This is a genomic window from Eikenella sp. HMSC071B05, from assembly GCF_001811325.1.
GTDB classification, from domain to species: domain Bacteria; phylum Pseudomonadota; class Gammaproteobacteria; order Burkholderiales; family Neisseriaceae; genus Eikenella; species Eikenella corrodens.
The window spans coordinates 1-15,088 of sequence record NZ_KV804554.1; the positions used below are offsets into that span (position 1 = coordinate 1).

Annotated in this window: 8 protein-coding genes; 6 read left to right on the forward strand and 2 right to left on the reverse strand. The window is 52.9% G+C overall.

Annotated features, from left to right (window positions below):
• The first annotated feature begins 391 nt into the window (after positions 1-391).
• The 6 genes from HMPREF2796_RS10500 to HMPREF2796_RS10520 all read left to right on the forward strand — a co-directional run bounded on the left by HMPREF2796_RS10500 (position 392) and on the right by HMPREF2796_RS10520 (position 13,329).
• Complete coding sequence (locus tag HMPREF2796_RS10500) at positions 392-9,268, forward strand: hemagglutinin repeat-containing protein (RefSeq protein ID WP_083308712.1); 8,877 nt, start codon at positions 392-394, stop codon at positions 9,266-9,268.
• Positions 9,269-9,270: 2 nt separating this feature from the next.
• Positions 9,271-9,588 carry a hypothetical protein gene (locus HMPREF2796_RS10505; protein WP_070633541.1) on the forward strand — a complete coding sequence of 106 codons (318 nt, stop codon included), beginning with the start codon at positions 9,271-9,273 and terminating at the stop codon, positions 9,586-9,588.
• Between the two features lie 347 nt (positions 9,589-9,935).
• Positions 9,936-10,256: a hypothetical protein gene (locus HMPREF2796_RS10510; protein ID WP_070633543.1), complete on the forward strand. Its 321-nt coding sequence runs from the start codon at positions 9,936-9,938 to the stop codon at positions 10,254-10,256.
• A 196-nt stretch (positions 10,257-10,452) separates the two neighbouring features.
• Entirely contained in the window at positions 10,453-10,764 is a 312-nt protein-coding gene (locus HMPREF2796_RS11200) for a hypothetical protein (RefSeq protein ID WP_141749212.1), read from the forward strand.
• Positions 10,765-11,053: 289 nt separating this feature from the next.
• Positions 11,054-12,838: a ShlB/FhaC/HecB family hemolysin secretion/activation protein gene (locus tag HMPREF2796_RS10515; RefSeq protein ID WP_070633544.1), complete on the forward strand. Its 1,785-nt coding sequence runs from the start codon at positions 11,054-11,056 to the stop codon at positions 12,836-12,838.
• A 5-nt stretch (positions 12,839-12,843) separates the two neighbouring features.
• On the forward strand, positions 12,844-13,329 hold the full coding sequence (locus tag HMPREF2796_RS10520) for a toxin-activating lysine-acyltransferase (RefSeq protein ID WP_070633546.1): 486 nt from the start codon (positions 12,844-12,846) through the stop codon (positions 13,327-13,329).
• Between the two features lie 528 nt (positions 13,330-13,857).
• Here HMPREF2796_RS10520 and HMPREF2796_RS11725 read toward each other — a convergent pair.
• Both HMPREF2796_RS11725 and HMPREF2796_RS10525 read right to left on the reverse strand, forming a co-directional pair.
• A complete protein-coding gene (locus tag HMPREF2796_RS11725; RefSeq protein ID WP_246826807.1) occupies positions 13,858-14,043 on the reverse strand; it encodes an amidohydrolase family protein in 186 nt (61 codons plus the stop codon).
• Positions 14,044-14,410: 367 nt separating this feature from the next.
• The coding region (locus HMPREF2796_RS10525; RefSeq protein ID WP_246826985.1) for a metallophosphoesterase family protein at positions 14,411-15,088 on the reverse strand (678 nt) is incomplete at its 5' end.

The following is a 15,088-nucleotide window of genomic DNA, read 5'->3' on the forward strand; positions in this document are numbered from 1 at the left end:
TGTGCACCTTGCTGATTGGGAAGCCTTCTGCCGACGGTTGGTATTGACCGGCAGATAGGGCGGGTAAATGGTAAACAGTGCTAGTGGTTTCTGCATTTTAGTTATTCATTGGATGCTAACATATAAATCAATAGTGCTTGTCTATGCTTGGAATCTAAATCTACGAAGTTTGGATGCGAATAGGTTATCCAGTGCTTAAATTCCCCCTGCCTCCATAAGGTGGCATATCGTTTGCTTGCAATAAAGTTTGTTTGTCCGCAAGCAAACTCATGTCGGTTCTGCCTGTTTTATGTTTATCATGAACTAAAAAATCGCAAACATTCAATTGCGTATTAACCGGTTTGCTGCTTCCCCTTCATATTCTCAACCTAACCTATAACTACATACCATCATGAACAAGAATCTGCATAAAGTGATTTTTAACAAAAAACGTAACAGTGTCGTCGTTGTTGCTGAAAACACGTTGCGGGAAGGAAAAAGTATAGGGGATTCTGGTGGTCATGGTTCTGGTGTTGCTAGTCGGGGCGGTCACGGCTTTGCCTGTTCTTTATTGTCTTTTTCCCTGATTATTGCCTCCTTGTCTGTTGCGGTCTTGGTTCCGCCTGTATTCGCGGCAGGCATTGAGGCGGATAAAACCGCGCCTGCGGCCCATCAACCGGTTATTTTGCAGACTGGGAACGGATTGCCGCAGATTAATATTCAAACCCCGTCTGCCGGCGGGGTTTCTGTGAATGAGTACCGCCGATTTGACGTGGACAACCGCGGTGCCGTACTCAATAACAGCCGGCGCAATGTGCCGACCCAACTGGCTGGCTGGATACAAGGCAACCCTTTACTGGCTGGAGGGGAAGCACGGATTATTGTCAACCAAGTAAACAGCAGCAATCCCTCTTTGTTGAACGGATACATCGAAATCGCCGGCCGCCGTGCCGAGGTGGTGATGGCTAATCCGGCCGGTATCCAGGTCAATGGCGCCGGTTTTATCAATGCGTCCGGTGTGACCTTGACTACCGGGATGCCCGTGATTCAAGGTGCCAGTTTAGAAGGGTTCCGGGTGCGCCGTGGCGACATTGCGGTGACCGGTAGCGGTCTAGACACCTCTACGGCCGACTATACCCGTATTCTGTCGCAAGCCAGTCAGATTCAGGCCGGAATATGGGCGAAGGATTTAGAGGTGGTTGCCGGGAATTATGACTCTTCTGCTGGAGGGGCTTACCAACCGGTATCCACCTCATCGACCACCCCGGCCATTGCTATTGATACTGGCAGCTTAGGTGGTATGTATGCCGGTAAAATTTCCTTGGTCAGTACCGACCGCGGGGTAGGGATCAACAATGCCGGGCAAATGTTTGCGACAGCCGGCGGCATCCGCATTTCAGCCGATGGGAAATTGGAGAATACAGGCAGCATTGCGGCGGCCAAAACACATGCCAACACAGCAGATCAATCGACAGCAGCAGTCAATATCCAGGCGCATTCCCTGGAAAATACCGGCACTGTATCGGCACAACAAGATTTAACCGTTCAAGCAGAACAAATCACCAATCAAGGTGTGTTGGCGGCATCGGGACAGATGCTGCTGAATCATGCCGACACGATACGTAACCAGCAAAACGGGCAGATTCAGGCTGCCAGGTTGGATATCGATACCCGTCGGTTAAATAATCAAGGGCAGATCAGCCAAACCGGTTTGCAGTCTCTGTCTATCGACACCCAGGCGCTAAGCAATACTGCCGAAGCCCATATCGGGACAGCCCGGCCGGATGGCAATCCATCAGGCAATCAGAACAACGGCGGCAATGGCAGCGCCCCCTTGCCCGGGCAGGCCGCCGGCACCGGAGAACTGGTGCAGCAGCCGAATACCGCCACCTCACTGCCACTGTTGGCTGATGGCCGTATCCATGCCGCTGAACGCTTGGACAACAGCGGGCAAATCGAGGCCAATGGTGCCACCAATCTGCATACTCGACGCTCCTTACAAAACCAAGGTGTACTCAGCCTCAATCAACTCTCTGCGACCGGTCAATTATTAGACAACCAAAATGGTGAGATTCGTGCCGTCCAAGCGGATGTTTCCAGCCGGGCATTTGATAATCGAGCTGGTAAAGTAGAAACCGTGGAGCAATTAGAGGTATCCGGGGAAACGGTTCGAAATCAACATGGACAACTGCTGTCCGCCCAAGATATCCGTATACAGACCAGGCAAATGGATCAAAGCGGCACCGTGGCAGCAGGGCGTGATTTATCTTTGGCTACGCAACGGGATTTATTGTTAACCGAGACCGTAAAGAGTGGCCGTGACGCAACCTTTACCACCCAAGGCAAACTAACTAACACGGCTGATTTAGCAGCTGGCAATCAGCTGCAGCTTAATGCTGCCAAAGTCGATAATACAGCAGCTGGCACAATACAAGCTGGCCAACTTGTCGACTTGGCGGCTACACAAACTCTAAGCAACCGGGGTCTGATTAATAGTAACGGCCTAACTAAAATACAGGCCGGGCAAACACTCGACAACATCGGCACCGGTCGGATATTTGGCAATCATGTCGCCATTTCAGCCGATACGCTCACCAACAGAGAGGAAACAGTCGGGCAAAATACACAAGCTGCCGTTGTGGCCGCTCGGGAACGCCTGGATATCGGTGTACGCAGTTTGAATAACCGGGAGCAGGCCGTATTGTATAGCGCCAATCAGCTGTCTATCGGTGCCCGGTTAACAGCCAACCATTTGGCGCAAGGCAAGGCCGAACAAGTCGATAACCGCAGTGCCACGATTGAAGCGGCAGGAGAAGGACGGATTGCCGCGCAAGTCGTGCGCAATACCAATGCCCATCTGGTCACTGATATTGTTGAGACCGCCCGTGAGCGGCATGTCGAATATGAGGCTCACGGGCGTAATGAGCGGTTGAAGGAGGGTACGCAGCATCAGCAGGGGTGGTATGTCTATAACGATGAATCCGACCACCTGCATACACCCGACGGCATCAACCATGAACGCTGGTACAAATACGATTACGACCGGGTTACCCGGCAGACCGAAGTGCAGGAAACCGCTCCGGGCAAAATCATTGCCGGCGGTCGTTTGGAGATTGATGCTGATGAACTGCACAACGCGGACAGCCAAATCATTGCCGGCGGCCAATTGGCTGTTTCTACTGCCCAAGGCAATGTACACCAACATGAGACCTTCGGTACCGCCACGGTAAGCGATGAGGGGGTCCTGCACAGTTACTGGCGGCATCGGGAAAAGGGCCGCGACAGTACCGGACACCGTTGGCAAGCCTATCGTCCAGCCCCGCAAGTCCGCCAGTTCTCTTTAGGTTCGCATGCTTATCGTGAATTTGCCACCACCCTGCCCAGTACTTCGGCTCCGGACAATCGCTCGGCCAATGTACCGGATGTATCGGTGCGGGTTGATACGACAGCTATTCAGCTGCCTGGCAGCAGTTTCTTCATCGTCAACCCCGATTCACCGCACTATCTGGTGGAAACCGATCCTCGGTTTACCAACTACCGGCAATGGCTCGGTAGCGATTATATGCTGCGTCAATTAGGGCTCAATCAAGACAATATGCATAAACGGCTGGGTGACGGCTTCTATGAACAACGCCTGCTGCGTGAGCAGATTGCCAAACTGACCGGCCACCGTTTCTTGAATGGCTACAGCAATGATGAGGAACAATTTAAGGCCTTGATGAACAATGGCCTGACGGCGGCTAAATCCTTCAATCTGACCCCCGGTATCGCCCTCAGCAGCGAGCAGGTTGCCCGCTTGACGAGCGATATTGTGTGGTTGGTGGAGCAAACGGTTTCCCTGCCCAATGGAGGCAGTCAAAAGGTATGGGTACCGCAAGTTTATCTACGGGTACGGCCGGGTGATGTAAACGGCGGCGGTGCCCTGCTGGCCGGAAATGTAACCGAACTCAATATTGCCAAAACACTGCATAATGGTGGCACGATTGCCGGCCGGCAGGCAATATATCTGAATGCCGGCACACTGGAAAACTCGGGCCGTATCAGTGCAGGCCGCCTACAGGTTCGCACATCGGGCGACATCAACAATACCGGCGGGGTACTGGATGCCGGCCAAACGATGCTGTTACAGGCCGGCGGGGACATCAACAGCCGCAGTACGCTGGCTAATAATGCCAACGGTCAAGGTCATATTACTCATCTCGACCGTGTGGCCGGTATTTATCTGACAGCCGGTAAAGATGGTACGTTGGCGGCGACTGCCCAAGGTAATATTCGTTTGGATGCCGCCGAGTTGGCCAACCAATCCGAAAATGGCCGTACTCTGCTGCGTGCCGGCCAGGACATTACCCTCGGTACGCAGCGTACCGAACAGTTGCAGGTAAACCGTTTCGACAACGATAACCACATCATCCGTGGCGAGCACCTGGATGCCGGCAGTACGATCCGTACCCGTGGCGAGCTACTGTTGTCTGCCGGCCGCGATCTGCGGGCCGATGCCGCCGACATCAGTGGCGGAACCGTGCTGGCCCAAGCCGGTCGGGATATCGTTATCGGCAGCGGCACACAAACCGAGCTGGTAGATGATGCCTCCAAACATACCGGACGTACCGGCGGTGGTCGCAAACAAACCAATACCAGCAACATTCGCACCGAAGCGCAAACCGCCGTCGGCAGCAGCGTGTTGGCCGACCATCTCCAACTGCATGCCGGTCGGGACATGACCGTTTCAGGTAGCCAAGTGATTGCTAACGAGCAAAACCGGCTCACTGCCGACGGGCGTATCCAGATCCGTGCCGCAGAAAACACCGCCGCCAGCCAAACTTACGAACGCGAGCAGCGCTCCGGCCTGGTGGGCGGTTTCAAAGACGGCGTGGCCAGCGTCGGCTACAGCAAATCCGACAACAGTCTGCAGCAAAACGCACAACACCGCAGCCTGACCCTATCCCAGGTCGGCAGTATCCGTGGCGATACCGTCATCGTCGCCGGACAGGAATTGGATGCCCAAGCCGCGCGTTTGGCTGCCGGCGGCAACCTGCACCTGCAAGGCAAAGAAGTCAACCTGGATGCCGGCCATGTCAGCGGCAGCCAGCAGACCGAGCAACGCAGCAAACAGTCCGGCTTTGCCGTCGGCTTCACCTATGATGTCTACACCGCCGGCAAAACCGCCTACGAGCGCACCAAAGGCAACGGCGGTTACAGCGACAGCTGGGTAGGCAAATGGATGCAGCACGACAGTGCCGCAAGCAAAGCCGCCATGGCTGCCAGCACCCCGCTGGTGGTGACCGGCGGCCGCAGCCGCTCCCTTTCGGAAAAATCCCGGCAGCACAGCGAAGCCGTCGTTACCTCCGCCACCGCCGGTAAGAACCTGAACATCGTGGCCACACAAGGCAGCATCAACAGCCAAGGTGCCAAGCTGAGTGCCGAAGGCGACGCCGTACTGCAGGCAGCCGAGCACATCCGCTTGGGCTTTGCCGCCGACGAGCAAAGCCAACACTCCCGCAGCCGGCGCAGCGGCTTCTCCATCGACAACCGCGACCACCTCACTGCTGGCGGCACCTTCAACGACCGCTCACAGGGCGAAGCCGAACTGAGCCGCCTCACCGGCACCCAACTGTCGGCAGGCGGACGGGCCAGCCTGCAGGCCGAACGGGGCGACATCAGCCTGATCGGCAGCAGTGCCGTAGCCGAACAAGACCTCACCCTCCGTGCCGGCGGCGACATCCGCCTGCTGTCCAGCCAAAACAGCAGCCGCAGCAGCGAGCGCGAGATCAGCAGCGGCATCGGTTCGGCCGTCATCTCCGACACCGAGCACTTCAACGGCTGGATGAAACACACCCGCCAAGAGCGGCAACAGCAGGTCGAGCAGGTACGCAGCCAACTCGGCAGCCTGAACGGCAGCGTACGCATGCATGCCGGTGAAAACTACGTACAGCAGGTGGCCGACGTCGTAGCGGCACAGGATGTCGATATTCAGGCCAAGCGCATCGACATCCTGACCGACCACAACCGCGGCAGCCGTTACTCTGCCGAGCGCGATGTCAAAATCGGCAACTTCGCCAAAATCTCCTCCCCCATCCTCGACCTGATCAACGCCGTAGAAGGCACCGTCAAAGGCAAAGAAGACGACCGCACCCGCGCCCTGCAGGGCATGGCCGCCGCCGCCAAAGGCTACTCCACCGTCGCCGGCAACGGCGCCCTGTTCAAAGCCGAAGTCGGTTTCGGTTTCAAAACCGCCCGCAGCCAACAGGAACTGAGCTATGAGCACAGCCAGAGCAACACCCTGGCCGCCGGCCGCAACCTGAGCCTCACCAGCCGCGAAGGCGACATCCGCCTGCAAAATACCCAAGCCAAAGCCGGCGACACCCTGAGCCTCGACTCCGCTCGCGACATCATCCTCGAAGCCGGCGGCAACCGCCAACGCGCCGACGGCAAAAACAGCCACCTCGGCGTATCCGGCGGGGTCGGCGTTTCCCTTGGCGCCCAAACCGGCTTTTACGCCTATGTCGAAGTCGGCGGCGGGAAAGGAGAAAACCACCTCGACGCCCAAAGCCACGGCCAAACCCGGCTGCAGGCCAAACACCTGGTGATCAACAGCCAACGCGACACCACCCTCTCCGGCGCCCGTGCCCAAGCCGAACGCATTGATGCCCATGTCGGCGGCCGCCTGCACATAGAAAGCCTGCAAGACCAGCTCGAACAGAGCAGCAAACAAAGCCAGGGCGGCGTGCGGGTGCAAGTCTCCTTCGGCACCGCCTGGGAGGTAAGCGGCAACTACAGCGCCGCCCAAACCAGCGGCAGCAGCCGCAGCGTAGCCGAACAGAGCGGCCTGTTTGCCGGCCAAGGCGGTTATCACATCCGGGCCGACCAAGTGCACCTCAAAGGCGGCGCCATCGCCTCCGCCGCCCCCGCCGAACACAACGAACTCACCGCCAACCGCCTCACCTTTGAGAACCTGCACAACCACAGCGACTATTCCGCCCAAAGCGCCGCCATCTCCGGCGGCTACGGCCACAACCCCGGCATCAAACAGGCAGACGGCAGCTACAAACCCGAAATCGGCTACAGCAACGGCCCCCAATACAACCCCGGCCTGCCGCAGAGCGACAGCGGCAGCAGCGAGAGCACCACCTACGCCGTATTGAGCGAAGGCGACATCCGCATCGGCGGCGAGCGTACCACCGCCCAAGCACTCGGTATCCGCACCCGGCTGGACGGTGCCAATGAAAGCATAGCCGCACTGCCCGACCTGCAGCGCCTGCTGCAACGGCAGCGCACCGTCTCCCAAGCCAGCGCCGACATCATCGGTGCCGCCCAAACCTACAGCAGCAACCGGGCCAAAGAAGCCGAGCAGCAGAAACAGCAGGCCGAGCATGACTTCCGGCAGGCCAAAGCCAGCGGTGACACCGTGGCCCAGGCCGAAGCCAGCGCACGGATCAAACAGGCGGAGCAAACCAAACAGGAATGGGGCGTGGGCGGGAGCAAGAACCGCGCCCTCCAGGCCGTCACCACCGTACTGACCGGCAGCCTGGGCGGTCAAAGCGGCCTTCAGGTAGCCAGCAACACCCTCGCCCCCTATGCCGCCACCCTGATCGGCGACACCTTCGGGCAGAACGGCAGCCATCCGAACAAAGCCGCCCAACTGCTCAGCCACGCCATCCTCGGCGCCGCCCTCGCCTACACCAACGGAGGCGACCCTGCTACCGGTGCCGCCTCCGGAGCCGGAGCCGAAGCTGCGGCCATGGTGTTGACCCGCACCCTGTACGGTGAAGAAGCGGCCAAACGGCCCGACCTGCTGCCCGAACAGGATAAGGAGCGTATCCGCACCTTGAGCAGCGCGGTAGCAGCCGTAGTTGGCGGGGTGTCGGGCAGCCGCGACGGCGGCGGTAATGCCGTAGATGTGCTGTCCAATGCCCAGGTTGGCGGGGTGGTCGGTAGGAATGCGGTGGAGAATAACGCATTGCTGCCTAATCGGAATGAGTATGCCAGATTGTCTTCCGTTGGGAAGCGTATCCATAATTTATTAACTAGAAACGGGATTTTGGATATTAATGAAATTATCACCCGTTATCGAGAGTGCCGTACGGATGCATGCAGGGATGGGGTAGAGCGACTTCATTTGAGTAATGAAGGCAGAGCCGTGAATATTATTCTGCAAGCTTATCAACGAGGAGAGTTTACGGCTGAAGAGCTATCTGATTACATGAACAAAGACTTGCAAATATTGGCTCACTCCAATACTTTAAAGAATCCATCTCTCTGGGATAGGATTAGGGGACGGGCAAATGCATTTAGAGAAACGAAACCAAATAGGAATATGTTTGGATACGATCCAAAGGATCATGAAGGAATAACAAATATTACAACAGGTCTGGGAACATATGCTCCTACACTGCCTTTAGTTAATGCTGCAGCAGTTGAGTTTAATAGGCGGAGAGGTGGTGCCACCAGGAAGGAAATAGAAACAGTGAACAGTGGACTGGCTATGATGTATGACATAACCGGCCAGAGAAGAGTTTATTCAGAGGCAACTGAGGCTATAAAAAATAGGGACTTTAAAAATCCAGCATTGCTCCAAACCGGTTTTTCTGTTCTTACACACTATGGTGCGCAAGCATTATCAAATAGGTTTGCTTCACCCAACAGGCCGCCATCTCAACCGGTTGCATCTGGCAGATCTAGTTCGCAAACTGCGGCACAACAATCAGGAAATACCACGAAGCCATCGGCTGGTAGGCAGACTACAAGCAATCCGCCATCTCCGGTTACAAACACGAATCACGTAGCGAATGCCGCTCAAGCTTCAGGACAGACTGCTCAACAAGCCCCCCGCCCTGTGACTCAGCAAGCTGCCAAACCGACCGAATCATTGGGCGATATGGTGCGGAATAAGTACCAAGAGTTCTATGATCAGGGTTATGCAAATGCCATGAGGGATGTACAAAGAGGCCGTTTGCCTAATGATAATCGGATAATTGGCAGGGAAACAGATGCCTATGCCAGGGTTGAATTAAGAAAATGGTTACAAAGAAACGGAATCCCAGAAGGGCCAAATGAAATTGTCCGGGTTAATCGTCGGTTATATGACCCCTCCGGTTCAGGACAATACCGCATACCAGATGTGCATATACCGGGTGAGAATCTGATCTTGGACGGTTCGTTAGGATTTAAAACCAATCGAAGTCCGCAAATTAGGGACTTCCATAAATTCGGTAATGGCGCAAACACCACGATTATAGTACCATCAGGACTTGGTGGCAGAGGCTCGTATAGTATTATTCCAAGGAGGTAGAAATGGATAAACCCTGGGCATTTAATGATTTACATGGATTCAAAGATTTTGTTGTTTTTGTCAAATTATGTGCACCGAACAACTTCCCTGTATATGAAGATGAGCCTCCAGAGTATCGATGGACTCTCGAAAAGGCTTTTCACGATCTTCGTATAGGCTTGGATATGGCCGTAGAGGAAAAAGGCCCCAAACCGGTATTCGAGCAATGCAGGCAGCTGGTCGAACAGGCATATCATCACTACAAAGTTGGAGAGGAGGATGAAGGTTGGTACGCTTTGGAGGAAGTACATAAACTACTGAGGAAAGTCAGGACTCAGTAACAAGACTGGCTGACTTGTATGGGCTACCTGAAAATTTTCAGGTGGCCCATTTCAGTTTCTTCTCTCACTGAGTAGTTAGAAGAACAAGTATTCCTAAAAGTTCTGAGCGAATTGTTGTAAGTAGTTGTCAGTTATACGATCCCTCCGGTTCAGGGCAATACCATGTGCCAAATGTATATATACCAAGCGAAAATCTAATCTGAGACGGTTCATTAGGATTTAAAACCAATAGCAGTCCACAAATTAGGGACTTCCATGAATTCGGTAATGGCGCAAACACCACGATTACAGTACCATCAGGACTTGGTAGCAGAGGTTCTTATAGTATTATTCCAAGGAGATGAAATATGAAGGAATCGACAGAATTTGGATTTAATGATCTGCATAGTTTCAAAGATTATGTGACATTTGTGCAAATGTGCGCCCCAAGTAATTTTACAGAAAGAATAGCTTATCCTGGTCAATATTGGACATTAGATCTGACTTTTGATGGATTACGATTGGGTCTAGATATGGCTGTAGAGGAAAAAGGCCCTAAGCCGGTATTCGAGCAATGTAGGCAGCTGGTCGAACAGGCATATCAGCACTACAAGGCTGGAGAAGAAGATGAAGGTTGGTATGCTTTGGAAGAAGTGCGTAAATTACTGAGAAAAATCAGAACACAGTAACAAGGCTGGCTGATTTGTATAGGCTACCTGAAAAAACTCCCGCTCTTCTTATTGCCTGTTCGCCCTTCTCCTGTTCCTTAATAATTCAACTTTCACTGTTATTCCGACCACTCAAAGGCTACCTGAAGAATTTTCAGGTAGCCTTTCCCCAATACTGCCCAAATGGGTAACAACTGAACAAATCCCGTCAGCCGCTATGGCTGAACATGCCGTCCAGCCCAAATGCTGTATTGCTCGTAAAAGAGGATATTTTTCAGGTAGCCTCTCCGTTCCACCCGTAAAAGGCTACCTGAAAACTCCCGCTCTTCTTAATCGCCTGTTCGCTTTTCTCCCGTTTCTTAACAACCCAGCTTTCACCGTTATTCTGAGCGCCCAAAGGCTACCTGAAAATTTTCAGGTAGCCTCTCCCTCCTTCATCCGCCTGCTATCCAGCCGCAACAGCAGCCGCAGCCGCGAGAAAGAAGTCAGCAGCGGCGTAGAAACTTCGCTGCGCTGCGTTTTCAGGTAGCCTTTCCATTAAACCTGCCTGATTGGGGAACAATTGAACAAATTCCGTCAGTAGGAAGAATGGGCGGCGTGCCTTTTATCCGAATAATGCAGGCAGGATGCGGACATTTTTCAGGTAGCCTTTATTTAATCCGTTATTAAACAGACTGCTCATATCACTTTGGCAACAAGTTTGCTCCTTATCTGCCTCCACCCTCTTCCATCATGCCGGGAGTTCGGTACAATCCGTGCGTCCAGCTCAATAATCAAACGTATATCATTTTATTTCCACATCAACACATCACCGCTATATGAAATCTCTCCCTTTTAGCCAAAGTGTCTGTTTCCTCGCTCTATCCGCATTATCCGTCCCTTCTGTTTTGGCTGCACCTTTTCCGCAAGAGGTGATTGACCGCTCCGTACAGCAGCAAACCCAACAGAATATTTTACAGCAACAACAGCAACAACAATTGCAGCAGCAACAGCAGCCCACGCAAGATGTCTTTTTAGATTCCACACAACATAATCAGGCGCAACCAGATGCCCAACCGGCTACTGATGAGGTGTGTTTTCCAATTCAGCAAGTTTCCTTGGTGGGCGAATCGGCCGAGAAGTTTCAATTTGCTTTGGATGCGGCTTTGCGGCAAAGCAACTTCCAACCGGGAGATTGTTTGGGCGCACAAGCTATCAACCGGATTATGACCTTGGCACAGAATGCCGTAATCGGCAGGGGGTACACCACCACACGTATTTTGGCCGCACCGCAAGATTTAAAATCAGGCAGGCTGGAGCTCACGGTAATTGCCGGGAAAATTAGCAGCATACGGGTTGAATTGGCTAATAAAGAAACCACCCATGCCGAAAGGATTAGTGCGTTTCAGAATGAGTTCCCCACCGCGGCAGGCGATATCCTCAACCTGCGCAATTTGGAGCAAGGGCTGGAAAACCTCAAACGGATACCCAGCGCCGAGGCGGATATCCGGATTGAACCGGGCGCACAGCCAAACGAAAGCGATGTGGTTATCGTATGGCGGCAGCGCCTGTTGCCGTTTCGGCTGAGTATCGGAGCGGATGATTCGGGCAGCAAGGCCACGGGGAAATATCAGGGCAATATTACGTTGTCGTTGGATAACCCGCTTGGCCTGAGCGATTTGTTTTATGTTTCCTATGGCCGCGAACTGGGGCATAAGAATACCCTGACCGATTATAGCGGCATCCGCACCGGCAGCGGCACCCGCAGCTATGCCCTGCATTATTCCTTTCCCTTCGGCAAGTGGCTCTGGGCGGTGAACCACAATGGCTATCGCTACCATCAAGCAGTAGCCGGCCTATCGGAAAACTATGATTACAACGGTAGAAGCCATAATACCGACATCGGTTTCACCCGGCTGCTTTACCGTGATGCCCGCCGCAAAACCCATTTCGGCATGAAAGTATGGTGGCGGGAATCGCAGAGTTTCGTGAACGATGCCGAAATCGACGTCCAGCGCCGACGTACCGCAGGCTGGTCTGCCAACCTCAGTCATAAAGAATACTTCGGCAACGCCATCTTAAACCTGGCTATTAACTACAAGCGTGGCACCGGCATGCAGGATGCGCTGCGGGCTCCGGAAGAGAAATTCGGCGAGGGCACTTCCCGCATGAAAATCATCAGCGCCACCGCCGATTTCAACCAGCCCTTCCAAATCGGTCGGCAAGCCTTTGCCTACGACACCTCCATTCACGCCCAGTGGAATAAAAGCCCGCTCACCCCGCAAGACAAACTGGCCATCGGCGGCCGCTACACCGTGCGCGGTTTCGATGGCGAGCTTTCCCTATCCGCCGAGCGCGGCTGGTATTGGCAAAACACCCTGGCTTGGCAATACCGCAACGGCCATCAGGTGTATATCGGCGCCGATGTCGGCCATGTGTCCGGCCCCTCAGCCGAGTGGCTGCTCGGGCAAACGTTGGCCGGTGGTGTATTGGGCTTGAAAGGCCAATTCAACCTGGGCGGCAATCTGTATTACGATATTTTTGCCGGTCGCTCGCTGCATAAACCCACCCACTTCCCGGCCGACAAGCCCGTTTTTGGCTTCAACCTGAATTACTCGTTCTAGCCGCTATGCAATTTGAAGGAATCGACATCATCAGCCCCGCCCTGTTTCCCCATGAGCATTGGAACCGGGCGGAGGTATTGGGCGCCGTCACTTGGCTGTGGCTGCACACCCCGCCCTACAGCGAGGCGCCGCTGATTGAACTGGGCAGATACGTACTGCCCGCTTTGGATAACGGCCAATTCGCCCTGTTTGCCGAACAAGGCAGCATCTTGGGCTATTTCTCTTGGGCGATGCTCAGTCCGGAAACAGAAGCACAATACCTACAATCCGACAGCGTATTGCATACTCCCGCCAATTGGCAAAGCGGCAGCCGGATATGGATTGTCGACTGGTTCGCCCCATACGGCGACAGCCTGAAGATGAAAACCCTCACCCGGCGCTATCTGTTCTCCAACCAGCCAGAAGCCTACGCCCTGTACCACCGGGCCGGGTCTGGCAAAGCGAGAATCGTACGGTTTGCCGGCAGGCGGGCAGATGAGAAGGCTACCTGAGAAATTGGCTTAAAGAATAAAAGAGATGAAATACCATCCATTTTGTTCTTTAAGCCAATTTTGATTGTCTGATTGGATAGTAAAAAAGCTAGGGTATTGAAAAAGAAAATTTTCTAAATACGTTTTTCAGTTAGGCGGTTTACTGCCAGGGAAAGCTGGGTAGTTCTGAACAATAACAATAGCTAAAATAGGGTATGCTGCGTTTTCTTTTTCTAGTTGTATCTGGCCAAAAGAGAGTGAGGCCCAATTTCCCTTGTTCCCTTGAGGTTTATCTTAATTGTTTGTTTTAATAATTGGCTTATATTTATAAACATAAGAATGTTAAAGTTTTTGAAACTTTGTTATTATCCAGAGAAAATAAATTTCATGATAATTTCCTCCTGAAAGTTTTCTTTTGTATTGCAAATATTAAACCAAATTAATGATAAATTTTCTATTCTAAAACACGACATAAGCCATCATTATAGAAAAACCATTTTGTATAGATATATCCAAAGGAGACTTTATAAGATAAGGATGGGTTGTAGTTTATATATATTTTGCAACTAAGCTAAATAGATTTTGCCTCAATATATTTTCAGCTTCCGAAATATTCCTCCCCCAAATATCTGCCAATATTGCAATGGCAACATTGGCATTCCATGGGAATAAAGCTTGTTTTTTAAAATTCCCCAAAGGGCCATCAGTTTCAACTAATATTTTTTCTATTTGCATGAGTTGGACTAACTCATAACCATTTTACTGCTTAACATTGCAGGTCCTGCAGAAAAATAGCAGCCCATTTCAATCACTCGTTTTAGCTGTTGTTTTGTGCCAGAAAACTAATGAAGGATTGGTAAGTTATCATTCACTTGACTTAATTCATTTAATACAGCAAATGAGTTGTTATTTTAGATATAAATTTTCAGGTAGCCTGAACGGTTCGGGCTACCTGAAAAACAGTCGGCAAAACAAAAGGACGGGTTTTCAATCCGTCCTTTCCGCATCAGCAATACCGCCAAGTGTCCCGCATAAAATGAATGATCTCGTTTAGCGGCACGGGCGAAAGCGTAAACTGCTTGCCCCCTTCCTGCTGCTCCACTTACAAAATCAACATACAGCCTTCCGACAACTTGCCCTGTCCGTCAAATTCCAATTCCCGGATCTTGACCGACCGGGTGATGCCGTTGTCCGCCAAGTTCTGCCGGTATGCCTCGCCCGTGTGCCCGTAAAAATGGTAGGCAAACGCCAGCTGGTCCAGCACATCGGCAATCTCTTCCGCGCCGTAACCGCTTTGGCTGTCGCTAGGTTTATCGTGTGTTATCAACACATCGGGGTCGTGTTTGTTTTTCAGGCAGCCTTTAACAAAGCGGTGCAGGGTTTGCCGTTCGTACTCCTGAATAAATTCGCCGTGCGGCCGCTGTTTCCTATCGCCAATGCGCCCGATGCCGAGAATTTCCAGCGACTCGCCATCCTTCTGCAACACAAACGGCTCGCCCGTTTTCAGCACCCAAACGCGCTGATAAGCATCAATCGGAAAAGCAGCCTGCACGCTTTGCCGTTCCAGTTCATCCAAAAATTCATGGTCTTCATGATTGCCGCGTACGCAGAGCATATTGAGGTTGAGCCGCTCGAGGAATTGGGCGATCGGCGGCTTGGCGTGCACAAAATCATCCATAAAGCCCAATTCGTCGCGGTCTCTTGCCGCATGACGCAGCGTGGCCTTGTCCATACGGCTCTTATCCGGGAATGCGCCCATATCGCCGCATTGGACAATTAA